The 23,807-nt window shown below is 72.3% G+C and carries 22 protein-coding genes; 4 read left to right on the plus strand and 18 right to left on the minus strand.

The annotated features are described in order from the left end of the window. Positions 1 to 87: 87 nt before the first annotated feature. From parC to NON00_RS15570, 8 genes are all read right to left on the minus strand, one after another. Positions 88 to 2,325: a DNA topoisomerase IV subunit A gene (gene parC, locus NON00_RS15535; protein ID WP_256022680.1), complete on the minus strand. Its 2,238-nt coding sequence runs from the start codon at positions 2,323 to 2,325 to the stop codon at positions 88 to 90. A gap of 275 nt (positions 2,326 to 2,600) precedes the next feature. Next, entirely contained in the window at positions 2,601 to 3,167 is a 567-nt protein-coding gene (locus NON00_RS15540) for a DUF1003 domain-containing protein (protein ID WP_256022684.1), read from the minus strand. Beyond that, positions 3,145 to 3,711 (minus strand): mismatch-specific DNA-glycosylase, encoded by a 567-nt coding sequence (locus NON00_RS15545; RefSeq protein ID WP_256022686.1) that lies wholly within the window; start codon positions 3,709 to 3,711, stop codon positions 3,145 to 3,147. Before NON00_RS15545 ends, NON00_RS15540 begins: the two co-directional genes overlap by 23 nt. Next, complete coding sequence (gene recO / locus NON00_RS15550; protein WP_256022689.1) at positions 3,689 to 4,459, minus strand: DNA repair protein RecO; 771 nt, start codon at positions 4,457 to 4,459, stop codon at positions 3,689 to 3,691. Before recO ends, NON00_RS15545 begins: the two co-directional genes overlap by 23 nt. A gap of 123 nt (positions 4,460 to 4,582) precedes the next feature. After that, complete coding sequence (gene era / locus NON00_RS15555; RefSeq protein WP_256022692.1) at positions 4,583 to 5,542, minus strand: GTPase Era; 960 nt, start codon at positions 5,540 to 5,542, stop codon at positions 4,583 to 4,585. Continuing rightward, entirely contained in the window at positions 5,539 to 6,243 is a 705-nt protein-coding gene (gene rnc, locus NON00_RS15560; RefSeq protein ID WP_256022695.1) for a ribonuclease III, read from the minus strand. The genes era and rnc overlap by 4 nt, the downstream gene beginning before the upstream one ends. A gap of 13 nt (positions 6,244 to 6,256) precedes the next feature. Then, the gene (gene lepB, locus NON00_RS15565; RefSeq protein ID WP_256022698.1) at positions 6,257 to 7,000 is read right to left on the minus strand and encodes a signal peptidase I; all 744 of its coding nucleotides are present in this window, start codon (positions 6,998 to 7,000) and stop codon (positions 6,257 to 6,259) included. A 193-nt stretch (positions 7,001 to 7,193) separates the two neighbouring features. Next, positions 7,194 to 8,231: an LLM class flavin-dependent oxidoreductase gene (locus NON00_RS15570; RefSeq protein WP_256022701.1), complete on the minus strand. Its 1,038-nt coding sequence runs from the start codon at positions 8,229 to 8,231 to the stop codon at positions 7,194 to 7,196. Between the two features lie 122 nt (positions 8,232 to 8,353). Between NON00_RS15570 and NON00_RS15575 the strand changes: the two genes are divergently transcribed. Further along, positions 8,354 to 10,840 carry a penicillin acylase family protein gene (locus tag NON00_RS15575; RefSeq protein ID WP_256022703.1) on the plus strand — a complete coding sequence of 829 codons (2,487 nt, stop codon included), beginning with the start codon at positions 8,354 to 8,356 and terminating at the stop codon, positions 10,838 to 10,840. Positions 10,841 to 10,897: 57 nt separating this feature from the next. After that, positions 10,898 to 11,635, plus strand: coding sequence for an arginyltransferase (locus tag NON00_RS15580; protein WP_256022706.1), 738 nt, complete (start codon positions 10,898 to 10,900; stop codon positions 11,633 to 11,635). A gap of 132 nt (positions 11,636 to 11,767) precedes the next feature. Here the strand turns inward: NON00_RS15580 and epmA are convergent, their stop codons facing one another. Beyond that, positions 11,768 to 12,877 (minus strand): EF-P lysine aminoacylase EpmA, encoded by a 1,110-nt coding sequence (epmA, locus tag NON00_RS15585; protein WP_256022709.1) that lies wholly within the window; start codon positions 12,875 to 12,877, stop codon positions 11,768 to 11,770. Positions 12,878 to 12,914: 37 nt separating this feature from the next. On the opposite strand from epmA, the gene NON00_RS15590 reads away from it, so the two are divergent. Together NON00_RS15590 and NON00_RS15595 are read left to right on the plus strand one after the other, a co-directional pair. Next, positions 12,915 to 13,976 (plus strand): lysine-2,3-aminomutase-like protein, encoded by a 1,062-nt coding sequence (locus tag NON00_RS15590; RefSeq protein ID WP_256022712.1) that lies wholly within the window; start codon positions 12,915 to 12,917, stop codon positions 13,974 to 13,976. Between the two features lie 2 nt (positions 13,977 to 13,978). Then, positions 13,979 to 14,344, plus strand: a complete 366-nt coding sequence (locus tag NON00_RS15595; RefSeq protein ID WP_256022714.1) for a YraN family protein — start codon at positions 13,979 to 13,981, stop codon at positions 14,342 to 14,344. Between the two features lie 105 nt (positions 14,345 to 14,449). Here NON00_RS15595 and acpS read toward each other — a convergent pair whose 3' ends face one another. The 9 genes from acpS to NON00_RS15640 all read right to left on the minus strand — a co-directional run. Beyond that, positions 14,450 to 14,866 (minus strand): holo-ACP synthase, encoded by a 417-nt coding sequence (gene acpS, locus NON00_RS15600; RefSeq protein ID WP_256022716.1) that lies wholly within the window; start codon positions 14,864 to 14,866, stop codon positions 14,450 to 14,452. Positions 14,867 to 14,889: 23 nt separating this feature from the next. Next, positions 14,890 to 17,271 (minus strand): bifunctional (p)ppGpp synthetase/guanosine-3',5'-bis(diphosphate) 3'-pyrophosphohydrolase, encoded by a 2,382-nt coding sequence (locus NON00_RS15605; RefSeq protein WP_256022719.1) that lies wholly within the window; start codon positions 17,269 to 17,271, stop codon positions 14,890 to 14,892. Beyond that, positions 17,225 to 17,620, minus strand: a complete 396-nt coding sequence (rpoZ, locus tag NON00_RS15610; RefSeq protein ID WP_256022738.1) for a DNA-directed RNA polymerase subunit omega — start codon at positions 17,618 to 17,620, stop codon at positions 17,225 to 17,227. Before rpoZ ends, NON00_RS15605 begins: the two co-directional genes overlap by 47 nt. Positions 17,621 to 17,879: 259 nt before the next feature. Further along, the gene (gene folK / locus NON00_RS15615) at positions 17,880 to 18,377 is read right to left on the minus strand and encodes a 2-amino-4-hydroxy-6-hydroxymethyldihydropteridine diphosphokinase (protein WP_256022722.1); all 498 of its coding nucleotides are present in this window, start codon (positions 18,375 to 18,377) and stop codon (positions 17,880 to 17,882) included. Further along, positions 18,374 to 20,020 carry an NTP transferase domain-containing protein gene (locus NON00_RS15620; protein WP_256022724.1) on the minus strand — a complete coding sequence of 549 codons (1,647 nt, stop codon included), beginning with the start codon at positions 20,018 to 20,020 and terminating at the stop codon, positions 18,374 to 18,376. The genes folK and NON00_RS15620 overlap by 4 nt, the downstream gene beginning before the upstream one ends. Further along, positions 20,017 to 20,718 carry an XdhC family protein gene (locus NON00_RS15625; RefSeq protein WP_256022728.1) on the minus strand — a complete coding sequence of 234 codons (702 nt, stop codon included), beginning with the start codon at positions 20,716 to 20,718 and terminating at the stop codon, positions 20,017 to 20,019. The genes NON00_RS15620 and NON00_RS15625 overlap by 4 nt, the downstream gene beginning before the upstream one ends. After that, the gene (locus tag NON00_RS15630) at positions 20,715 to 21,050 is read right to left on the minus strand and encodes an XdhC family protein (protein ID WP_256022731.1); all 336 of its coding nucleotides are present in this window, start codon (positions 21,048 to 21,050) and stop codon (positions 20,715 to 20,717) included. Before NON00_RS15630 ends, NON00_RS15625 begins: the two co-directional genes overlap by 4 nt. Continuing rightward, on the minus strand, positions 21,047 to 22,312 hold the full coding sequence (locus NON00_RS15635; protein ID WP_256022733.1) for a VWA domain-containing protein: 1,266 nt from the start codon (positions 22,310 to 22,312) through the stop codon (positions 21,047 to 21,049). Before NON00_RS15635 ends, NON00_RS15630 begins: the two co-directional genes overlap by 4 nt. Further along, on the minus strand, positions 22,309 to 23,807 hold a 1,499-nt coding region (locus NON00_RS15640), incomplete at its 5' end, for a DUF563 domain-containing protein (RefSeq protein WP_256022735.1). The genes NON00_RS15640 and NON00_RS15635, both read right to left, overlap by 4 nt.

A 23,807-nucleotide genomic window follows, 5' to 3' on the forward strand; every position in this document is an offset into this window, starting at 1 on the left:
GACTTTTTCAGTCTGGCGTTCCGCCTCAGGCCTCAGGCGGGACGCCAACTGAAAAAAGTTTTTTGGTTCTTTTTTCAAAAAGAACACTTAATTCCCAAAACTATTATTCTTCGGGAACCCATTGGGCGGCTGCCGCCCGGCGCCGGCGCGGTTGCCCTTCCAGGTGGTCAGGTCCGTCTCGGTGCGGACGCGCTCGCCCAGGCGCCAGACCAGCCCCTCGCGGGCGGTGAAGACCTTCACATCCGCCATGCCGCCATCCTTGTAGCCCTGCAGGGCGACGCCGCGGCCGCGCAGCATCTCGGGCACCTGTTCCAGCGGGAAGACCAGCAGCTTGCGGTTCTCGCCGATGATGGCGACGCTGTCGCCCTCCGCCGGGATCAGCCGCGCGGCCTCCACCGGGCTGTCCACCAGCAGCACCTGCTTGCCGGTGCGCTTCTCGGCCACCAGATCCTCGGCCTTGACGAGGAAGCCGCGCCCATCCGTCGCCGCCACCAGGAACTTCTTCTCGGGCTTCCAGACGAAGAGGGTGACGACCTCATCCTCATTCGTCAGGTCCACCATCAGCCGCACCGGCTGGCCATCGCCGCGCCCGCGCGGAATGGTATCGGCCTTCAGCGTGAAGGCCTTGCCATTGGTGGCGAAGAGGCAGAGCCGGTCCGTCGTCTCCGCATGCAGGGCGATGCGCAGGCGGTCGCCCTCCTTGAATTTGTGCTCCGTCTCCGGCGGCAGGTGGCCCTTCATCGCGCGGATCCACCCCTTCTCGGAGAGGATGACGGTGATCGGCTCGCGCTCGACGAAGGCGCGCTCGTCGATCACCACGGCGGCGGGGGCGGCGTCCAGCGTGCTGCGGCGGCGGCCGGGTTCCGTGCCCTCGCCGAAGCGCGCGCGCGTCGCCTCGATCTCCTCGGCGATGCGGTTCCACCGCTTCGTCTCGCTGCCAAGCAGCGCCTGGAGGGATTTCTGTTCCGCGCTGAGCTTCTTGTGCTCCTTGCGGATTTCCATCTCCTCCAGCCGGCGCAGGGCGCGCAGGCGCATGTTGAGGATGGCCTCCGCCTGCGTCTCCGTCAGGCCGAAGGCGGCCATCAGCGCGGGCTTCGGATGGTCCTCCTCGCGGATGATGCGGATCACCTCGTCGAGGTTGAGATAGACGGTGAGGTAGCCCTCCAGGATCTCCAGCCGGCGGGCGATCTGCTCCAGCCGGTGCTCGCTGCGGCGGACCAGCACCTCGTGCCGGTGGTCGAGCCAGCAGCGCAGCACCTCGCGCAGCCCCATCACGCGCGGCGTGCGGCTGGCGTCGAGCACGTTCATGTTGAGCGGAATGCGGCTTTCCAGCGCGGTGGCGCGGAACAGCGTCTCCATCAGCATCGCCGGCTCGACCGTGCGGGTCTTGGGCTCCAGCACGATGCGCACCTTGTCCGTGCTCTCATCCCGCACATCGGCCAGCAGGGGGAGCTTCTTCTCCTCCATCAGCTGCGCGATCTGCTCGATCAGGCGCGACTTGGCGACCTGATAGGGAATCTCGGTGACGACGATCTGCCAGGTGCCGTTCTTCAGCGCCTCCCTCTCCCAGCGCGCGCGCAGGCGGAAGCCGCCGCGGCCGGTGGCGTAGGCCTCGCGGATGGCCTCCGCGCTCTCCACCAGCAGGCCGCCGGTGGGGAAGTCCGGCCCCGGCATCACGGCCAGCAGCGCGTCCAGCTCCGCCTTCGGGTTGCGGATCAGCAGCAGCGCGGCGGCGCAGAGTTCCCCGGCATTGTGCGGCGGGATGGAGGTGGCCATGCCCACCGCGATGCCATTGGCGCCATTGGCCAGCAGGTTGGGGAAGGCCGCCGGCAGCACCACCGGCTCCTGCTCCTCGCCATCATAGGTGGCGCGGAAATCGACGGCGTTTTCCTCGATGCCTTCCAGCATCGCCTTGGCGATCTCGGTCAGCCGCGCCTCGGTGTAGCGCATGGCGGCGGCGTTATCGCCGTCGATATTGCCGAAATTGCCCTGGCCCTCGACCAGCGTGTAGCGCGCGGCGAAATCCTGGGCGAGGCGCACCATGGCGTCGTAGATCGCGGCATCGCCATGCGGGTGATACTTGCCCATGACATCGCCGACGATGCGGGCGCATTTCTTGAAGCCCGCCGCCGGGTCCAGCCGCAGCTGGTGCATGGCCCAGAGCAGGCGCCGGTGCACCGGCTTCAGCCCGTCCCGCACATCCGGCAGGGAGCGCGCCGTGATGGTGGACATGGCATAGGCCAGGTAGCGCTCGGACAGCGCATCCGCCAGATGCGTCGGCCGCACGGCCCCGCCTTCGGGCAGCGTGGTGATGTCATCGGGCATGGCGAACTCCTGGGCAGTGCTTCAGCGGCTGCGGGCTAGCGCAGCGGTGCCGGTCCGAGAAAGTGAACATATAAAGAACGAGAGGCGGCGAGAAGGTCTTTCTCAGCCCGTGGCGCCCTTTGAGCGGGGGCTTTGCCCCCTCAACCCCCCCTTTTTTCGTCCCTTTGGCCAGGGGGCAGGACCCCCTGCACCCGCCATCAGTTGGGGACCAACAAATGGGTTTCCAAAGGCCTCAGGCCTTTGGTCGGGAGAGTTTGAGAGGGGCGAAGCCCCTCTCAAGAGGGCGCGCCGCCGCGCCCGGCCACCAGCCGCGTCAGCAGGTCGATCTGCTTCTGCTGCTGCTCCAGCAGGGTGGTGATCTGCTCGGCGCGCATGCGGTCCAGCTTTTCGTGCAGCGCCATGATCTCGATCTCGGCCTTGAGGTTGACCTCGTAGTCATGGGCGGCCACCAGCCGGTCCTTCGCCGCCTGCCGGTTCTGGCTCATCATGATGATCGGCGCCTGCAGGGCCGCGATCATCGAGAGGATCAGGTTCAGGAAGACGAAGGGGTAGGGGTCGAAGGGCCGCCTCAGCAGCCAGGCATTGGCTGCCGTCCACAGCACCAGCATCAGCAGGCTGAGCAGGATGAAGCTCCAGGAGCCGCCGAAGGTCGCCACCTTGTCCGCCAGCCGGTCGCCGACGCTGAGCTTGCCGGCGAAGGCTTCGTTGGTGTCGCGGCTGAGCGGTTTGCGCTCCAGCGCGCGGGAGAGGGCGCGCTGCTCGGCCTCCCCCAGCTGGGCCGCGTCCTGCCCGAACCAGCGGGTGGCGAGGCTGTGGAGATCAGGGGCGGGATGCTGGCTCATGCCGGGGGTCTTCCGTGGTGGCACCGTGGAACCAGGCGCCGAGCGCGTGCCAGGGGCGCGCGTCCCAGAAGCGGCTCGCCTGGCCGGAGGTGGAGGGTAGCACCCAGACCGGCGGGAAATCCGCCGGGCCGGAGGTCCGGCCATAGGCCAGCGCGCTGGTGCGCCGGCCGAGAAAGGCCGCCGCCGGCGCCTTGGCGGTGAAGGCCACCGCCGCCGGCCGCACGGCGCGGATGCGCGCGGCGAAGGCGGCGGGGTCATAGGCATCGGGCGGCAATTCGTCATCATTGCCGCTGGCGTGCTTGGCCATGTCCGTCAGCCCGATGCCGAAGCCGAGCAGCAGGGGATACTCCGCCGGCGCCAGCCGGCGCGGTGTCAGCCCCGCCTCGTGCAGGATGCGCCAGAAGCGGTTGCCGGGATGGGCGTAATAGGCCCCGCGTGCCGCCGAGACCGCCCCGGGGGCCGAGCCGCAGAAGACCAGCCGCAGCCCTGGCGCCAGCAGGTCGGGCAGGACCGGCGCCGGGTCAGGGATCGGGGGAAGGGGCATCGGGAGAAGGGGCCGTGGATGGCAGCAGGGCGGCGATGCGCGCCACCAGCCTGTCGCGCGCCGGGGGCAGGGGGCGGTGGCGAGCACCGAAGGCGTCGCGCTCCAGGAAATGGCCGGTCAGGCGCAGGCCCTTCAGCCATTCCGCCGGGTCGCGCTCATCCTGCCCGCCGAGCAGGAAGAGCGGCAGCGGCAGCAGCCGCGCCCGGTAAGGTTCCGCCGCGGCGGCCGAGACCGCCCGGCCGCTGCGTGGCGAGACATGGGTGAGGTCCTCCCGCGCCCCGGTGACGGCACAGGCCGAAAGGTCCAGCCCATAGCCCAGCCCTTCCAGCAGCAGCCCCTCCCAGCGGATATAATCGGCCAGCAGGGCGGGAGCGCCGCGGCCGAGTTGTGCCATCAACGCCAGCAGGCCGGAGAAGATGCGCGGCTGCGCCTCGCGCTCGGGCAGGGCATCGGCGGCCAGGGCGCAGGCGGATTGCAGCAGGGCGAGGGTGAGCGGCTCATCCAGCGCCAGGGCGGCGGTGGGGTGGACCATCTCGCCCGAGAGGCTGCCCAGCTGTTCCGCCAGCCGCCCGCGCCAGCGCACTTCCAGAAGATTGCCCGGCTGCCACAGCCCGGCCTGGGCGCGGGAGGCACCGCCATGCGCCAGCCCGGCATGCCGCCCATGCGCCGCGGTGAGGACAGATACCACCGCCCCGCCCTCGCCATGCGGGCGGGCCTCCAGGACGATGGCGGGGGCCTGCCATTCCATCAGCTGGCCTTGAGGGGGCTTTGCCCCCTCAAACTCCCCCAGCAGGGAGCAGGGCTCCCTGCACCCGCCTTCAGAGGGGCAGGGTTTGAGAGGGGCGGAGCCCCTCTCAAGGCAAGATTTGCCTCAGCCGGCATCATCCAGGCCGAGGGCGCGCAGCCGGGCGCGTTCCTCATCCCAGCCCTGGCGCTCCTTGACGTTCAGGAAGAGGTGGACGCGGCGTTCCAGCAGGTTTTCCAGCTCCATCCGCGCCCGCTGGCCGATGGCGCGCACCTTCGCCCCGCCATCGCCGATCAGGATGGCCTTCTGTGTCGCCCGGCCGACATAGATGGTGCAGTCGATCCGCACCGAGCCATCGCGCCGTTCCTGCCACTGCTCCGTCTCCACCGTGGTGTGGTGGGGGACTTCCTGGTGGGTCTGGCGCAGGATCTGCTCGCGCACGATCTCGGCCGCCAGCATGCGGTCCGGCAGGTCGGAGAGTTCATCCTCCGGGAAGAGCCAGGGGCCTTCCGGCAGGCGCCGGCCGAGGGCGGCCATCATCCGCTCCAGCCCGTCGCCCTTCTCGGCGGAGATCATGAAGGTCTCCTCGAAGGACAGCTGCTCGTTCAGGCTGGCGGTCAGCGGCAGCAGCTTCTTGGTGTCGATCAGGTCGGATTTGTTCAGCACCAGCCAGATGGGAACCTTGCTGCGCTTCAGCACGGAGATGATGGATTCCACCGCCTCCGTCATGCCGGCGCGGCTGTCCACGATCAGCAAGGCGAGGTCGGCATCCTGCGCGCCTTCCCAGGCGGCGGCGACCATGGCGCGGTCCAGCCGGCGGCGGGGCGAGAAAATGCCCGGCGTGTCGGTCAGCACGATCTGCGTCCGCTCCTGCATCACCACGGCGCGGATGCGGAAGCGCGTGGTCTGCGGCTTGGGCGAGACGATGCTGACCTTGGCGCCGGCCAGCCGGTTCACCAGGGTGGATTTGCCGGCATTCGGCGCGCCCACCACGGCGACGAGGCCGCAGCGCGTGGGGGGCAGGCCGGCATCCGGGGTGCCTTCCGGGGAAGGGGCGGGGTTGGGGGGGGGCGTGTCGTCGGTCATGGGGTGTCGCTCCGCCCGGCGAGCCAGGCCTCGGCGGCGGCCTGCTCGGCGGCACGCTTGGAGTCTCCGCGCCCCTCCGCCTCCCGCCCCGCCGCGCGCACGGCGACGACGAAGAGCGGCTGATGCGAGGGGCCGGTGGTGGAGACGAGGCGGTATTCGGGCAGCCCCTCGGCGCGGCCGAGGGTGTATTCCTGCAGGCGGCTCTTGGCCGACATGGGCGGCGTCGGGTCGGCGGCCAGATGGCCGGCCCATTCGCGGCGGATGAAGCCGCGCGGCACGTCGAGCCCGGCATCGAGATAGAGCGCGCCGATCAGCGCCTCGGTGGCGTCGGCGATGACGGTGACGCGGTTGCGCAGCCCCGTGCGCCCCTCGGCGGGGGGGATGCGGAGTGCTGCGGGCAGGCCGATGGCCTCGCCCACCTTGGCCAGCGTCTCGGCCGCCACCAGCACGGAGAGGCGCTTGCCCAGCGCGCCCTCGCGCTCGCTCGGGAAGCGCTCGGAGAGCCATTCGGCCATCACCAGCGCCAGCACGCGGTCACCGAGGAATTCCAGGCGCTCGTTGGAATCGAGCATGCCGCGCCGCGGGTCGGCGGCGGAGCGGTGCGTCAGCGCCTGTTCCAGCAATGCCGGGTCGCGGAAGGCGTGGCCAAGCCGGGCGAGGAAGCCAGCCCCGGCTGGCGCGGCGGGACCGGCCGTGCTCATGCCCTGTTGCTCCTCACTTCACCGCCGTGAAGAGGCGGTTCCAGCGGATCGAGAAAGGCCAGTCCCACACCGCCCACCAGGCGGAGGAATTGTCCTTGCTGAAGAACAGGAACTCCGCCCGGCCCACCAGGTTCTCGACGGGGACGAAGCCCACCGCGTTCATCTCGCGGCTGTCGAGGCTGTTGTCGCGGTTGTCGCCCATGGCGAAAACGTGGTTGGGGGGCACGACGAATTCCGGGGTGTTGTCATAGGGGCCGTCATCGGTGGCCTCCAGGATCTCGTGCCGCACCGGGCCGGGGGTGGTGCTGCCGGGCAGGGTCTCGCGGTAGCGGCGCATCGGCTGGCCGTCGCCTTCCACCGTGTAGAGGCCGAGGCTCTCGCGCGGGACTTCCTGGCCGTTCAGGAAGAGGCGGCCGCCGCGCATCTGGATGCGGTCGCCGGGCAGGCCGATGATGCGCTTGATGTAGTCCGTGCTGTTGTCGCGCGGGTATTTGAACACGGCGACATCGCCGCGCGCCGGCAGCGAGCCGAAGAGGCGGCCGTCGAACAGCGCCGGGCTGAACGGCATGGAGTGCCGCGAATAGCCATAGGCGTATTTCGAGACGAAGAGATAGTCGCCCACCAGCAGCGTCGGGATCATGCTGCCCGAGGGGATGTTGAAGGGCTCGAAGGCCACGGTGCGGACGCCGATGGCGATCAGCCCGGCATACACGACAGTCTTGATGCTTTCGGCCCAGCCGCCGGTCTTTTTGGTCATCGGGGGGTTCGCGCGAGGCTCCGCTGGGGTCTGCCGCGCCAGCCGCCGCGACCCAGGTGGGGGGTAGAGCCCGGCGCGCGCCCGGATGTCAAGGAAAGGCCGGGATGCCGGCCGCGCGGGGCTGTGGGGAAGGGGGTGGCGGGGGGCCGTCCATGCCTCCGCCCGCCCCCGCGGCAGGAAACTGAAAAAAGAATCATGCGGCGGCGCGGGCGGCGGCTGGCAGGCCGAAGGCCTCGGCCAGGCGGCGCACCGAGTCGCGCCGCGCCTCCGGATCGTGCACCGGGCTGAGCACCGCCACTTCCTGCGCGCCGAGCTGGGACGCCAGGGCCTCGATCTTCCCGCGCACCTGCTCCGGCGTGCCGATCAGCGCCGTTTGCCGCATTCTTTGCAGCCTCTCCCGCTCGGGCGGGGTGGCGGGATAGGCGGCGGCCTCCTCCGGGCTGGGCAAAGGCGGGTAGATGCCGCGGTCGCGCGAGAGCCGCCAGACGGCGCGGGAGGAGAAGCGGCGCTCGGCCTCCGCCTCCGTCGCGGCGCAGACGGCGAAGACGGCCAGCGCCGCGTGCGGCGCCGCGAGCCGCCCCGATTGCGGGCGGAAGCGGGCGCGGTAGGCCGCCAGCGCCTCCTCCGCCCCCGCGCCATCGGTGATGAAATGGGCGAAGCAGTAGGGCAGGCCGAGCAGCCCGGCGAGCTGCGCCCCGTAATCCGAACTGCCGAGCAGCCAGACCTCCGGCAGGCCCGCCCCCTCCGGCTGGGCGCGGATGCTGGCGAAGGGGTGGTTGACCGGCAGCCCCTCGCCGAGCCAGCCCAGCACCTCCTGCACCTGGGCGGGGAAGCGGTCCCCCTCCTCCTGGCGCACGGCGGCGGGGTTGAGGGCATAGGCGGTGCGCCCGTCGCTGCCCGGCGCCCGCCCCAGGCCGAGATCGATCCGCCCCGGCGCGATGGCCTCCAGCACGCGGAACTGCTCGGCCACCTTCAGCGCGGCGTAGTGCGGCAGCATCACCCCGGCCGAGCCGATGCGGATGCGCCGCGTGGTGGCGGCGATGGCGGCGATGAGGATTTCCGGCGCGCTGCCGGCATGGCTCTGGCTGTTGTGGTGCTCGGCCAGCCAGTAGCGGGCATAGCCGAGCTCATCCGCCAGCCGGGCGAGGGCGAGGGTCTCGCGGATCGCCGCATCGGCGCCGCGCCCGCTGGCGATGGTGGACTGGTCGAGGATGGAAAGGGCGAGGGCCATGGCCGCTACTCTTCACTCGGCGGAGATGTCATGCAAGGCAGGCTATCGGCTCCCTGGCCGCCTGCGCGCTTTGGCTTACATCATGGCCATGTAAAGACAGATCCCATGCAAAGACGCATTTCATGCAAAGACGCACTGGCCGGCCGCGCCGCTTCCTCCTCCGGGGCCTGATCACGGGCCTTGTCCTGCTGTCGCTGGCGGGGGCGGGCCTGGGTGGCCTGCTCTGGGCCAGCCTGCCGCCGCGCGAGGGGCGGCTCGACCTGCCCGGCCTCGCGGCCGAGGTGCGGGTGGTGGAGGATGGCCACGGCATCCCCCGCATCACCGCCGCCAGCGAGTTGGACGCCGCCCGCGCCCTGGGCTGGCTGCATGCGCGGGACCGCCTGTTCCAGATGGAGCTGATGCGCCGCAACGCCGCCGGCCGGCTGGCGGAGATCGCCGGCCCCGCCGCGCTGCGGCTGGACCGCACCACCCGCACCCTCGGCCTGCCGCGCCGGGCGGAGGCCGACTACGCCGCCCTGCCCGCCGACACGCGCGCCGTGCTGGAGGCCTATGCCGGCGGGGTGAATGCCTGGATCGCGGCGCGCGGCCGGCTGGCGGCGCCGGAATTCCTCGCCCTCGGCGTGCCGGAGCGGTGGGAGCCCTGGCATTCCCTGCTCTGGGCCAAGACGATGGGGCTGTGGCTGTCCAACAACTGGCGCACCGAGATCGACCGCGCCCGCCTCGCCGCCCTGCTGCCGCCCGAGCGCCTGGCCGAGCGCCTGGCCGAACTCTGGCCCGCCGACGACTCCCCCGGCCGGCCGGACCAGGTGGCGCGGCTTGACCCGCAGCTTGACCCCCTGCTGCGCGATGCGGCGCCGCTTACCCGCCTCGCCGCCGCCCTGCCACGCTTCCCGCAGGATGCGCCGCTGCCCAACATCGCCTCCAACGCCTGGGCGCTCTCGGCCGCGCGCTCGGAGAGCGGGGCGCCGCTGCTGGCCAATGACCCGCATCTGGGCTTCAACGCCCCCATCCTCTGGTATCTGGCGCGCATCGAGCTGCCGGGCGGGCGCTTCCTGGCCGGGGCGACCTCGCCCGGCGTGCCCTTCCTGGTGATCGGCCGCAACGAGAAGCTGGCCTGGGGCTTCACCACCACCCATTCCGACACGCAGGATGTCTTCATCGAGCGGCTGGCCGGGGCGGAGGGCTATGAGACGCCCGAGGGCCCGCGCCCCTTCACCCTGCGGGAGGAGGTGATCCGCGTGCGCGGCGCCGCGCCGGAGACGCTGCGGGTGCGCGAGACGCGGCATGGCCCGGTGATCAGCGACCTGCCCGGGGAGGGAGAGGGGGCGCCCGCCGGCACGGTGCTGGCCGTGCGCATGGCCAATCTGGAGCCGGCGGACAGCGCCGCCGCCGGGCTGCTGGCGCTGAACCGCGCCACCACCCTGGCCGGGGCGCGGGCGGCGGCGGCGCTGATCACCTCCCCGCCGCAGAACCTGATGGTGGCCGATGCCGCCGGCGGCATCGCGCTCTACCTGACCGGGCGCACACCCATCCGCCGCGCCGGCGATGGCAGCCTGCCCGCCCCCGGCTGGGATGGCAGCCATGACTGGACGGGCTTCATCCCCTTCGACGCCCTGCCGCATGCCGAGAACCCGCCCGGCGGCGCCCTGGCCAATGGCAACAACCGGATGCAGCCGGCCAGGGTCAATCCCGGGGCCAATCCCGAGGGGGCGGAGCCCTATCTGGGCCGCGACTGGTATGGCGACTGGCGCTTCCGCCGCATCCACGCCCTGCTCGGCCAGCGCCCCCGCCACCGGGCGGAGGAGATGGCGGTGATCCAGCACGATGCCGTCAGCCTTTTCGCGCGGGAGATGCTGCCGGCGCTGCGCGCCATCGCCCGGCCGCAGGGGGTGGCGGGGGTGGCGCGCGACCTGCTGCTCTCCTGGGAGGGGGAGATGGCGGCGGACCGGCCGCAGCCGCTGATCTTCAATGCGTGGTGGCGGATCGCCGCGCGCATGGCGCTGGCGCAGGGCGGGGTGCCGGAGGGCGGCTGGCCCGCCACGCCGGAATTCCTCCGCTTCGTGCTGGCGCCGGATGGGCGGGGGGCGCATTGGTGCCGCCCGGCGGGCGAGACCTCCCCCGCCATGCCCCCCTTCACGGAAGGCGGGGCCTGCCACGCGCTGGTCGCCAGCGCCCTGCGGCAGGCGGTGGAGGAGCTGGTGGCCATCCAGGGCCCCGACCCCACCGCCTGGCGCTGGGGGGCGGCGCATCAGGCGCGGTTCGAGCACCCGCTGCTGCGCTTCGTCCCCCTGCTCGGGGAATGGAGCAGCCTCGCCGTGCCGACCGATGGCGATGGCCAGACGATCAACCGCGGCAATGTGCCGGAGTTCGGCTTCCTCCAGCGGCATGGCCCCGGGCTGCGGGCGGTGTTCGACCTCGCCACGCCGGATGGCGCCTGGGCGGTGATCGGCACCGGGCAATCGGGCCACCCGCTCTCGCCGCATTGGGGGGACCAGACGGCGCTCTGGGCCGGGCGGGCGCCGGAAGGGGCCCCGGGGGGGAGCCTGCTGCTGCGGCTCGGGGCGGTGCCGGAGACGGCGGGGCCGTCGATTGTTCTCGTGCCGCGCTGATGCGTCGCAACAATCATTGCGTCCGGCGCGCGGGGCGGGGAAACTGAGGCCAGGACCATGCTGCACCGCACCGCCCGCCGCCCCCAATTCTTCTACACGACCGCGCCGCTCCCCTGCCCCTATCTGGCGGGGCGGACGGAGCGCAAGATCGTCACCGAGCTGACGGGGCCGGAGGCGGAGCCGCTGCATGACCGGCTCTCGCGCGCCGGCTTCCGGCGCAGCCACAACATCGCCTATTCGCCGGTCTGCCCGGGTTGCAATGCCTGTGTGCCGATCCGCATCGACGCCGCCCGCTTCACGCCGGACCGCACGCAGCGCCGGGTGGCGCGGGCCAATGCCGATCTGAGCGGGGAGACGGTGCCGGCGCGCGCCACGGCGGAACAGTTTGCTCTGTTTCAGCGCTACCAGCGCGCCCGCCACCAGGATGGCGACATGGCGGCGATGGGTTTCTACGACTACCGCGCCATGGTTGAGGACACGCCGATCACCACCGGGCTGATCGAGTTCCGCGATGCCGGGGGGCGGCTCTATGCCGCCTGCCTGACCGACTGGCTGAGCGATGGGCTGTCCGCCGTCTATTCCTTCTACGACCCCGGCGAGGAAAAGCGCTCCCTCGGCACGCATGCCGTGATGTGGCTGGTGCAGCGGGCCGTGCAGCTGGAACTCCCCTATGTCTATCTCGGCTACTGGGTGCCGCAGAGCCGCAAGATGGCCTACAAGGCGCGCTACCAGCCGAGCGAGATCCTGGTGGGCGGCCAGTGGCGCCGCCTCAATGCCGAGGCGCTGACCCCCTGAGTCCGGGTCTTGAGAGGGGCTTTGCCCCTCTCAAACTCTCCCCACCAAAGGCCTGAGGCCTTTGGAAACCCTTTCTGAAGGCGGGTGCAGGGGACCCCGTCCCCTGCTGGGGGTTGAGGGGGCAAAGCCCCCTCATTCAGGCAGAGCCTCCGCTGGATAGGGCCACCCCCCCAGCCACAGCGTCTCCGCCACTGTCTCCGCCCCTGTCGCCAGCAGCACGAGCCGGTCAAACCCCAGCGCGATCCCCGCCGTGGGCGGCATGCCGTGGCGCAGGGCGGCGAGGAAATCCGCATCCACCGGCCAGCCCTCGCCATAGAGGCGCTCGCGCTCGGCGACGTCGTGGGTGAAGCGGCTGGCCTGTTCCTCCGCGTCGGTCAGTTCGTCGAAGGCATTGGCCAGTTCGATCCCACCCACGAAGAGCTCGAAGCGCAGGGCGGCGCGGGGGTCGGCCGGGTCGCGCCGGGCGAGGGCGGCCTGGGGCGCCGGCCAATGGGTGAGGAAGGTGGCGCGCTGCCGCCCGAGCTGTGGCTCCACCCGTTCCAGCAGCAGGCGGAAGAACAGATCCTCCCAGTTTTCCGACTCGCGCGGGGCGAGGCCGGCGGCGCGGGCGGCGGCGTGCAGGGCGGCGGTTTCCCCCTCCGTCGCCAGGATATCCAGCCCGCCGCAGAACCGGAAAAACGCCTCCGCGACGGTCAGCCGCTCAAAGGGCAGGGTGAGATCCGTCTCCACCCCGGCATGGGTGACGCGGGGCGGCAGCATGGCCCGGACATAGGCCTCGGTTTCCTCCATCAGCCCGGCGAGGCCGGCGCCGGGCCGGTACCATTCCAGCATGGTGAATTCGGGGGCGTGGCGCGGGCTGACCTCGCCATTGCGCCAGACGCGGGCGAGCTCAAAGACCGGCCCGGCCCCGGCCACCAGCAGGCGCTTGATGGCCAGTTCCGGCGAGGTGCGCAGCCAGAGGGGGAAGCCGCCTTCCCCCAGCAGGGGGCGGAACTCGCTGCGGAAGGCGGCGAGGTGGACTTCCATCCCCGGCGCGGGGACGAGGGCGGGCGTCTCCACCTCGGCATAGCCACGGGCAGTGAAGAAGGCGCGGGTCTCGGCCATGAGGCGGGCGCGGGCGCGCAGATGCGGCAGGCGCGCGGCCAGCCGCGCCGGGTGCCAGACGGGTATCGCGGCGGGCCGCGTGGCCGGCAGCGCGGCGGGATGATCGGCAGGGCTGGGTTGCGGGGGCTGATCAGGCATTGCGGCGGCGGGCTCTCCGGGCGTAAGCGGCGCGACCATGCCCGATGGTTCCGCCGCCTTGAAGCCCCGCACCCTGCGCGATGCCGCCGCCCTGGTGGAAGCCGGCCTGGCGCCGCCCGAGGCGCTGCCCGGCCTCGCCCGGCTGCAGGAGACCTATGCCATCGCGCTGACGCCGGCGGTGCAGGCGCTGATCGACCGCGCCGACCCGGCCGACCCCATCGCGCGGCAATATGTGCCCGACATGGCGGAACTCACCACCCTGCCGCAGGAGCGCAGCGACCCGACGAGCGACGCCCCCTTCACCCCGGTGAAGGGCGTGGTGCACCGCTACCCGGACCGCGCCCTGCTGAAGCCGCTGCTGGCCTGCCCGGTCTATTGCCGCTTCTGCTTCCGGCGGGAGGTGGTGGGGCCGGAGGGCGGGCTGCTCTCCGAGGCGGAGCTGGAGGCGGCGCTGGACTGGTTCGCCGCCACGCCGCAGGTGCGCGAGGCCATCCTGACGGGGGGCGACCCGCTGATGCTCTCGCCGCGCCGGCTCGGGCATATCGTGGCGCGGCTCTCGGCCATGCCGCATCTCGACATCATCCGGCTGCATTCCCGCGTGCCGGTGACGGCGCCGGAGCGCATCACCCCCGCTTTGGCGGCGGCGTTGCAGACGGAGAAGGCGCTGTTCCTCTGCGTCCACGCCAACCATGCGCGGGAATTCGCGCCGCCCGCCCTGGCGGCGCTGCGGGGGCTGCGGCGGGCGGGGGTGGCGATGCTCGGGCAATCCGTGCTGCTGCGCGGGGTGAATGACAGCCCGGAGGCGCTGGCCGATCTGTTCCGCGCCATGCTGGCGGCGCAGGTGAAGCCTTATTACCTGCACCAGCTGGACCGCGCCCCCGGCACGGTGCGCTTCGAGGTGCCGATCGCCGAGGGGCGGCGCATCCTGCGGGCCCTGCGCGGGCGGCTGACGGGGCTGGCCTGGCCCGCCTATGTGCTGGACCTGCCGGAGGGTGCGGGCAAGGCGCCGCTCGGCCCCGACTTCGCCCGGCGGGAGGGCGAGGACTGGCTGGTGGAAGGCCCGCTGGACGGGCGGCCCCACCGGCAGGAACGGGGCTGAACGTGCCGGCCGGCACCAGGGCCGCAGCGGAGGCGCGGGGCCGCCGGGCGGAGGCGCTGGTGGCGGAGCGGCTGGCGGCGGAGGGCTGGCGCATCCTGGCGCAGCGCCACCGCGCCCCGGTGGGCGAGCTGGACCTGGTGGCCGAGCGTGAGGGGCTGCTGGCCTTCATCGAGGTGAAGGCGCGCGCCCGCCTCGCCGATGCGGCGGCGGCGCTGACCCCGCACCAGCAGGCGCGTCTGGCGGCCGCCGCCGAACACTGGCTGGCCCTCAACCCCGGCCATGGCGCGGCCGGCATGCGCTTCGACGTGGTGCTGCTGGACGCTGCCGGCACGATGCGCCGCATCGCCGATGCCTTCCGCCCTGGCTGATAGCGGGATGGTGAGGCGCCGAATGGGTTTCCAAAGGCCTCAGGCCTTTGGTGGGGAGAGTTTGAGAGGGGCGAAGCCCCTCTCAAGACCCCGGCTCATCGCGCTTCAGAGCCCCGGAACGATCCGTACGCCGGAGATGATCACCACCGCCTGCGCATAGGGATATTCATCCGTCATGGTCAGGCTGACCTGGGCGCCATAGCCGGCCGGTGTGATGGCATCGAGCCGCTGGGCCGCCCCCCCGGTGAGCCGCAGCGAGGGCTGCCCGGAGGAGAGGTTCACCACCCCGAGATCGCGCCAGAAGACCCCCTGGCGGAAGCCGGTGCCGAGGGCCTTGCTGGCGGCTTCCTTGGCGGCGAAGCGCTTGGCATAGGTGGCGGCGCGCAGGGCGGGGGTGCGGCTGTCGGCCTTCCTGCGTTCCAGCGGGGTGAAGATGCGCTCCAGGAAGCGCTCCCCATGGCGTTCCAGCACCCGCTCGATGCGGCGGATGTCCACGATGTCGTTGCCCAGGCCGATAATCATTGCGGTGTCCGTTCAGCAGGCCGTCAGGCCTTGCTGCGCTCCACCTGGATGATGCCCGGGCAGGCGCGCAGCGCGGCGATGACGTTGGAGAGGTGGCGCAGATCCGTCACCTCCAGGTCCACCACCACCTCGGCATAGTCCGGGGCGCGGTGGGCGAAGCGCAGATTGTGCAGCTTGCCATTCTGCTTGGCGATGACGACGGCCATGGCGGCCACGGCCGCGTCCTCATTGCCGGTGACGACATCGAGCCGCCCCAGATGGGCACCGCCCGAGCCGGCCTCGTAATCCCAGTCGATATCGAGGAAGCGCTCCGGCGTGGCGGAGAGCGCCTCGAGGTTGTGGCAATCCTGCTTGTGCACCGTCACCCCCTTGCCGGTGGAGACGATGCCGACGATGCGGTCCCCCGGTACGGGGTGGCAGCAGCCGGCGAACTGCACGGCCATGCCGGCGACGAGGCCGGTGATGCCATGGCTGGCCTCGCGCCGCCGCTCGGTGCGGACGACGGTGGCGCCGGGCTTGCCGCGGGCGCGGGTCAGCGGCAGCGGGTCCACCGCGCGGGGCGGGCCGCGCAGCTCGGGGATGGCGGCGTGCAGCACCTCGCGCGCCGTCAGGTTGCCATTGCCGACGGCGACGCAAAGCTCCTCGAAGCCGGGCTGCTTCAGGGCCTTCAGCGCCGGCTCGACGATCTTTTCCGAGAAATCCACGCCCTCCTGGCGGAAGGCCTTGGCGATGGCGCTGCGGCCCTGCTCCTGGAACTCGGTGCGCTGGCGGGCGAGGACGAAGCGCTTGATGCGCGCCTTCGCCTTGCCGGTGACGACGAAGCGCTCCCAGGCCGGGTTGGGTGTGCCGCCGCGCGCGGTGATGATCTCGACCTGGTCGCCATTTTCCAGCTGGTGGCGCAGCGGGACGATGCGGCCATTGATCTTGGCGCCCACGCAGGCATCGCCCACCTGGCTGTGCACCTGGTAGGCGAAGTCCACCGGCGTGGCGCCGCGCGGCAGGGCGATCAGGTCGCCCTTGGGGGTGAAGCAGAAGACCTGATCCTGGTGCAGGGCGAGCTTGGTGTGCTCAAGGAATTCCTGCGGCTCGGCGGCCGATTCCAGGATTTCCAGCAGCTCCTTCACCCAGGGGTAGCGGCGCTGGTTGATGGGGGCGGGGGCCGGGGCGGCGCCGCCCTCCTGCTTGTACATCCAGTGCGCGGCCACGCCGTATTCGGCGATCTCGTGCATATCGGCGGTGCGGATCTGCACCTCGATCTTGGCGTTGCGCCGCTCCGGCACGGTCACGCCGGTGTGCAGCGACTGGTAGCCATTGGGCTTGGGGGTGGAGATGTAGTCCTTGAACCGCCCCGGCACGACGCGGTAGGCGGAATGGATGGCGCCCAGCGCGGCGTAGCAATGCGCCTTGTCGGTGGTCAGCACGCGGAAGGCCATGATGTCCGAGAGCTGCTCGAACTCGACCTTCTTCTCGTACATCTTCATCCAGATCGAGTAGGGCGATTTCTCGCGCCCCGTCACCTCGACCACGGGCACCTCGGCGGCGGCGAGCTTGGCCTTGAGGTCGGCGGCGATCTCGTCGATCAGGTCGGCGCCCTGGCCGCGCAGGAAGGCGAGGCGGGCGGTGATGGTCTGGTAGGCATCCGGCTGCAATTCGCGGAAGGCCAGGGATTGCAGCTCGCCCTTCACCGCATCCATGCCGATGCGCTCGGCCAGCGGCGCGTAGATCTCCATCGTCTCGCGGGCGACGCGGGCGCGGCTGGCGGGCTTGGGCTTGAAGTGCAGCGTCCGCATGTTGTGCAGCCGGTCGGCCAGCTTGACCAGCAGGACGCGGATATCCTCGCTCATGGCGAGGACGAGCTTGCGGAAATTCTCCGCCTGCTTGGTGCGCTCCGACTGCAGTTCGAGGCGCGTCAGCTTGGTGACGCCATCGACCAGCCGGGCGATATCGGCGCCGAAGCGCTTCTCCAGCTCCGCCAGGGAGAAGCTGGTATCCTCCACCACGTCATGCAGCAGGGCGGTGGCGATGGTGGCGGTGTCGAGCCGGTAGCCGGCCAGGATGCCGGCGACGGCGAGCGGATGGGTGATGTAGGGGTCGCCATTCTCGCGCGACTGCGAGGCATGGGCGGTGGCGGCGAGGTTATAGGCCGCCTCGATCAGCGCCACATCGGCGCGCGGGTCATAGGCGGCGACGCGGCGGGCCAGCTCGGTGCCCGGCGTTTCCACCGGCGGCGTGCCGGCGGCTGGGGGGGAGCCGGTGGAAGGCAGGGGGTGGGTGGGGGCGGGCGTGGCCACCCCCTCGGGCGCGCGGGGCGCCGGGACAGGATCGGACCCGGCGCCGGGGTTCAAGCGCGCCCCCGGCTCAGCGCCGGCCGCCGAGTTCGGCGGCGATCGCCGCCTCGATGTCATCGGCCGAGAGGTCGTCCAGCGCGCCGGCCTCAGGCGCCACGTCGTCATTGACGTCCATGACGCCGAAGATGTTCTCGTCGGTGGCGATGAGGTCGATGACCTCCTCCTCGACCGGCTCCGGCTCCGGCGCGCGGAGGAGGGACTTCACCAGATCCTGCTCCAGGCCGGGCAGGCTGACGGTCTCATCCGCGATCTCGCGCAGGGCGACGACGGGATTCTTGTCGTTGTCGCGGTCCACCGTCAGCTCTTCGCCGCGGCTGATGTTGCGGGCACGCTGCGCGGCGAGCAGGACCAGCTCGAAGCGATTGGGAATCTTGAGAATGCAGTCTTCGACCGTGACGCGGGCCATGGGGGAGGCCTCCAACTCGATGCCGTGCGGAACCTCTCAGATAGCCATCGCACCCGCGAAAGGCAAGCCGCATGGGGAGAGCCGGGGGGCAGGCTCCTGAAAGCGTTTGATTTTAAATCAAAATTCTTCTTTTTCTGAAGAAAAAGAAGCAAAAAGACTTTCTTTCAGGCTGCCGCGGTCTCCCGTCACAGCGGGACGCCACACGGATAAAAGTTTTTTGGTTCTTTTTTTCAAAAAAGAACATCTCTTTGAAAATACCTCATGCCGCCATCGGCCGCATGGCGGCCGGCGGCAGGGCCTCCAGCAATTCGCCGACGCTGCGGCCCAGGCTGGGGTGGACCCAGCCGGGCGCCACCTCGGCCAGGGGTTCCAGCACGAATCGGCGCAGATGGGCGCGCGGGTGCGGCAGGATCGGGTCCGGCGCGCCGCGCACCGCCTCGCCCATGGCGATGATGTCGAGGTCCAGCGTGCGCGGGGCATTGGGGTAGGGGCGCTGGCGCCCCGCCGTATCCTCGATCGCCTGCAGGGCGGTCAGCAGCGAGGCCGGGTCCAGCGCGCCCTCGCAGCGGGCGATGCCGTTGACATACCAGGGCGCGCCGGGCAGGGGCGGCTCCGGCGCCGTCGCCCACCAGCGCGAGACGGCGGTGACGCTCAGCCCCGGCAGCCGGGCGATGGCGCGGACCGCCTCCTGGCAGGTGGCGAGCGGCGCGGCGCCATCCGGTCCGGGCAGGTTGGCGCCGAGGGCGATCAGGATCATGCCTTCTTCCCGAATTCCGGCGAGAGGCGCAGCGCATCCGTCGTGTCGAAGTCGCGCAGCACCGCGTCATCCGCCATTTCCACCTCGAAGACCTGTTCGGCGTATTGGCCGGCCAGGTGGCGGGCGCCGACATCGCCGGTGATCTGCAGCATCTCCGGGATGAAGGCGCGCGCCCACAACATGGGGTTGCCCTGCTTGCCGCGGAAGGTGGGCATGACGATGCCGCGCCCCTCCTCCGGGTCGAAGGCGGCGATCAGCCGGTCCAGCATCGCGCCGGTGACGAGCGGCATATCCCCCAGGCAGACCACCACCCCCTCCGCCTCCGGCGGCAGCGCGGCGAGGCCGGCCTTCAGCGAGCCGGAGAGGCCCTGGTTGTAGTCCTCCGTCTGGGTGAAGAGCACGGGGCGGCCGGCCAGCGCCTCCTCCACCCGCTCCCGCTCATAGCCGGTGACGACGATGACGGGCCGCGCCCGGCTGTCCAGCACATTGGCGACGACGCGCGCCACCATGGGCACGCCCTTCGCGTCCGGCACCAGCAGCTTGTTGAGCGGCGCCATGCGGCGGGAGCGGCCGGCGGCCAGCACCAGGGCGGCCACCTGGCGCGGCCGGCGCGGCGCGGCGCCCGGGGCCTGGGCGCGCGGCGCCGCCTCGCGCGGCAGCGGGCGCGTCTCGATCTCCTTCAGCAGCCCGCCCACGCCCATGCGGGCGATCTCCCGCCCCGTCACCGGCAGCCCGGCGAAGAGCCGCTGCAACACCCAGTCCAGCCCGTTCAGCTTCGGGCTGCGGGCGCAGCCGGGCAGCACGAGGGCCGGCACCTCGCCGATCCGCCCGAGGCAGAGCAGGTTGCCCGGGTCCACCGGCATGCCGAAATGCTCGATCGTGCCGCCGGCGCGGGTGATGGCGGCGGGGCCGGCATCGCGCCGGTCCACCACGGCCGAGGCCCCGGCGACCAGCAGCATCTCCGCCCCCGCCCGCTTCAGCCGCGCCAGCGCATCGGCGATCGCGCCCTCCTCGTGGCGGCAGCGCTCGGGCGGCAGGAGCTGGCCGGCCAGCGCGGTCACGCGTGCCTCGGTGGCCTCCACCGCGCCTTCCATGATGCTTTCCTTGAGGCCGGGCAGCTCGGTCAGCACCAGCCCCACCTTCAGCGGGCGGAAGGGGTGGATGGTCAGCACCCGGCCGCTGCGCGCCAGCGCCTCGGCCACCTGCAGCACGCCGCCCGGCACGGCGAAGGGGATGACCTTCACCGTCGCCAGCATCTCCCGCGCGGTGACGGGGGTGTGGTTGGGCAGGGTGGCGAGCGTCAGGCTCTCATCCAGCGCGTTGAGGCGGTGGACCAGCTCCTCATTCACCACCAGCAGCCCGGCGGCGTCGGCCAGCAGGTTGACCCGCCCCGTCGCGGCGCGGGAGCGCGCCAGCAGCGGGCCGAGCAGCGCCTCGCCCAGGCGGTGGGCGGCCTCATCCTCCGGGATGTCGCCGGATTCGAGGCGGGCGGCGACCACCTCGCGCTTGCCGGCGGCGCGCAGGGCCTCGATGGCCCCGGCGTCGAGCACCGTGCCCTTCTTCAGCACGCGCCCGGGCAGGCGCAGCGTGTGGGCCAGCACCGCGCCCTGCGCGGCATCCAGCGGCGTGGGGCCGAAGATCATGCGGTGTCCCTGCTGCCGAGGGCGGCGCCGCGGCGGCGCGCGACGATCTCGGCCATGATGGAGAGGGCGATTTCCGGCGCGGTGACGGCGCCGATGGACAGGCCCACGGGGGCGGCGATGCGGGCGATGGCCTCCGGCGGCAGCCCGGCCTCGGCGAGGCGGGCGGCACGTTTGGCATGGGTGCGCCGGCTGCCCAGCGCGCCGATGTAGAAGGCCGGGGAGCGCAGCGCCACCTCCAGCGCCGGGTCGTCCAGCTTGGGGTCGTGGGTCAGCGTCACCACCGCCGTGCGGCTGTCGGGGGCGAGATGGGCCATGGCCTCGTCCGGCCAGTCATCGACGAGGCGGATGCCCGTGCCGAAGCGCTCCTGGGTGGCGAAGGCGCGGCGCGGGTCGATGATGGTGACGGCATAGCCCAGCCCCAGCGCCATCGGCGCCAGGGCCTGGGCGATATGCACCGCCCCCACCACGATCAGCCGCAGCCGCGGGTTGTGCGGCTGGACGAACCAGGCCGTGCCTTCATCGGCCACGGTGGCGGCGGTGTCGCTGGCCAGGGCGGCCTCGGCGGCGCGCAGCAGCGGCTCGGGCAGGCTGTCCTCGGGGTGGAGGAACTGCGCGCCATCGGCCAGCCGCGTCAGCACCGCGACGGCGCGCCCGGCGCCGCGCGCGGCCTGGAGGCGGGCGAGGAATTCGGTGTTCACGCCGCCTGCTCCCCGCCCAGCTTCTCGACGAAGACCTTGAGCTTGCCGCCGCAGGCGAGGCCCACCTCCCAGGCGCGCTCGTCGCTGATGCCGAAATCGAGCAGCTGCGGCGCGCCGCTGGCCATGGTGGCGCGGGCGGCCTCGGCCACCGCGCCCTCGATGCAGCCGCCGGAGACGCTGCCCGCCAGCCGGCCGGAGGCGGTGATGGCGAGGTGCGAGCCCGCCGGGCGGGGCGAGCTGCCCCAGGTCTCCACCACCGTGGCCAGGGCCACGCTTTCCCCCTCCTCCAGCCAGCGCGCGGCGGTGGCGAGGATGTCTTCCTGGTCGCTCATGCCATTCCTCCCTTGAAGGGGCGTGGCGCGGGGCTGGAGAGGCTGTCCACCAGCGCGCGCAGGCTGTCGATGTTGTGGACCGGACGGTGCTCATGCACCAGGGGGAGCATGGTCCTCACCCCCTGCGGGCGTGGCTGGAAGCCGGCATAGCGCAGCAGCGGGTTGAGCCAGACCAGCCGGCGGCAGGAATGGCGCAGCCGCTCCGTCGCCGCGGCGAGGCGGGCGAGGTCGGCGGCGTCGCCGCGCTCCAGCCCGTCGGTGATGAGCAGGACGACGGCGCCCTGGCCCAGAACGCGGCGCGCCCACTGGCGGTTGAACAGGTCGAGCGCCGCGCCGATGCGGGTGCCGCCGGACCAGTCCTGCACCGCCTGGCCGACCATCTCGAAGGCCACTTCCGCGTCGCGGTGGCGCAGCGGCCGGGTGATGTTGGTCAGCCGCGTGCCGAAGAGGAAGGCGGAGACGCGGTCGCGGTCATTCGTCACGGCGTGGATGAAGTGCAGCAGGATCTGCGCATAGCGCCCCATGCTGCCCGAGATGTCGCAGAGCACGACGAGCGGCGGCGGGCGCTCGACGCGCTGGCTGCGGCGCAGCGTGGTGATCTCGCCGCCCTGGCGCAGGCTGGCGCGCAGGGTGGCGCGCAGATCGGCCCGCCGGCCGGCGGGGTGGGGGCGGAAGCGGCGCGTCGGGCGGTGGTCCAGCGGCAGGGTGAGGCGGCGGATCTCGGCCCGTGCCGTGGCCAGCTCGTCGGCGCTCATCGCCTCGAAATCCATCTTCCGCAGCGCCTCGCTGGCGCTGACGGTCATGGTCGCCTCGATGCGGCGCTCCTCCGGCGGGGGCGGGGCGGGGGGCGGCGGGCGCTGGCCGGCCAGGGCCTCGGCCAGCCGGCGCCCGCCGGGGGGCGGCTTCGGCGGCTCCTGGCCCTGGCTCAGCGCGTCCATGGCGGCGGCGTGGCGCCCGGCCTCCGGGTCGCGCCACCACAGGCGGAAGGCCTGGTCGAACAGGTCGAAATGCTCGCGCCGCTGCACCAGGGTGGCGCGCAGCGCGGCATGGACCTGGCGGCGGTCGCCGAGGTCGATGCGCGCCAGCGCCTCCCCCCCGGCCAGCAGCCCGGCGGGGCCGAGCGGCAGCCCGGCGCGGCGCAGCAGCCGGGCGAAGCCCAGCAGGTTGGCGGCCAGGGCGCCCCCCGCACCAGTTTTTTCCAGGTTGGAGTTTTCCAAGCCGGAGCTGTCCGGGCCGTTGCCGTCCTGGCGGGCCGTGCTCATGCCGGGTCCTGGCCCGGCGGGGCGAGGGGGGTGGCGCGCCAGGGCGCGAGATCCGCCAGCAGGGCCTGGATATCCACCTCCCATTCCTGCCGCCCCGGCGGCTGCGGCTCCAGCCGCAGGGCATGGGCATGGCCGCGCAGCCGCGCGATGCGGGCGAAGTTGTAGCGCAGCGACATATGGCCGCTGAGCATCGGGAAGATCTCCAGCACCCGCACCGGGCGCGGCAGGCCGAGCAGATGGGCCAGCCCCGCCCCGTGCGGCGCCACGATCTCCTCCGCCGCCGCCACGGTGGCGATCTGCTCCGCCATGCCGAGGGGACCCAGCTCCAGGCTGGTGAATCCCTCCGCCTCCAGCGCGGCGATCAGCGCCGCCTCGTTGCGCAGCGGGCGGCGGCTGGCATCGCCGCGCGAGATATAGAGGCGGCGCGGCCGCGGGCCGGGGGCGGCGCGGCGCTCCGCCTCCGCCAGGAAGCGGGCATAGCCCGGCGCATAGACATCCCAGTAGCGGAAGCGCGGCATGTGGCGGCTGGTGACCAGCAGCCGCTCCACCCGCAGCGCGGCGCCCACCGCCAGGCGCGGCGCGCCGGGGGCGGCGAGGTCGAGGCTGGCGCCCTGGTAGCCCGGCGCGTCGTCGCGCAGCAGCAGGGCGGTGCCGGGCAGGGCGCCGGCGGCCCAGATCAGGCCCGGCAGCCACTCCACCATCCAGTGGAAGAAGCCCGCCCCATCCGTGCCCAGCGCGGCGGTGGCGCCGCGGGGCGCCCCGGCCATGGCCTCGCGGCTGCCCGGCATCAGCGGGCGGCCCATGCTGATCATCACCTCGCCATCCGGGCGCCAGACCTGCCCCAGACGGTTGACGAAGACATCGTGGTATTCCCGCAGGCGCGGCGGCTCCCGCCGGGGCAGGGCGGCCTCGAAGGCCGTGTGGACCTTGTCCAGCTCCTCCAGCAGCGGGGCGGCGATGGCGGCGCGGTTGAAGAGCAGCGGCGCCGGGCCGGGGGGGCGCTGCGAGTCGCCGCTGGCCAGGGTGCTGGTGGCGTCGGGGCGGTCATTCTCGCCGCCCGTCACCTGCCGGCGCAGCGCCGTGGCGGCGGCGCGCGTCACCCTGTCCGGCGCGTGGAAGACCAGCACGCGCAGCGCGTTGAGCAGGGCGCCCATCTCCTCCGGCGTGGCCGGGCCCTGCAGCGTCGCGGGCTGGCTGAGCAGCAGGGCGAGCGCCGCCGGGCACTGCCCGCCCAGCGCCAGGATATAGGCCGCCCGGCACAGGCCGCGATAGGCGAGCCGACCGGCGAAGGCGGCGCCGATCAGCGCCTCCAGCGCCGGGGCATGGGCGGCCTCGGCGGCGGCGGTGGCCAGCAGCGGCACGAGGCGCGGCTCCGGCGCCGCCCCGTCCAGGCGGGCGACATGCGGCGCCACCCGCTCGCACAGCGCGGCCCAGGCGCCTTCCCGGGCCAGCTGCTCCGCCTCGCGCAGCAGGGTGGCGGCGGGGCGGGCGGGCC

The sequence above is a fragment of the Roseomonas sp. GC11 genome, from assembly GCF_024437745.1.
Classification (GTDB): domain Bacteria; phylum Pseudomonadota; class Alphaproteobacteria; order Acetobacterales; family Acetobacteraceae; genus Pseudoroseomonas.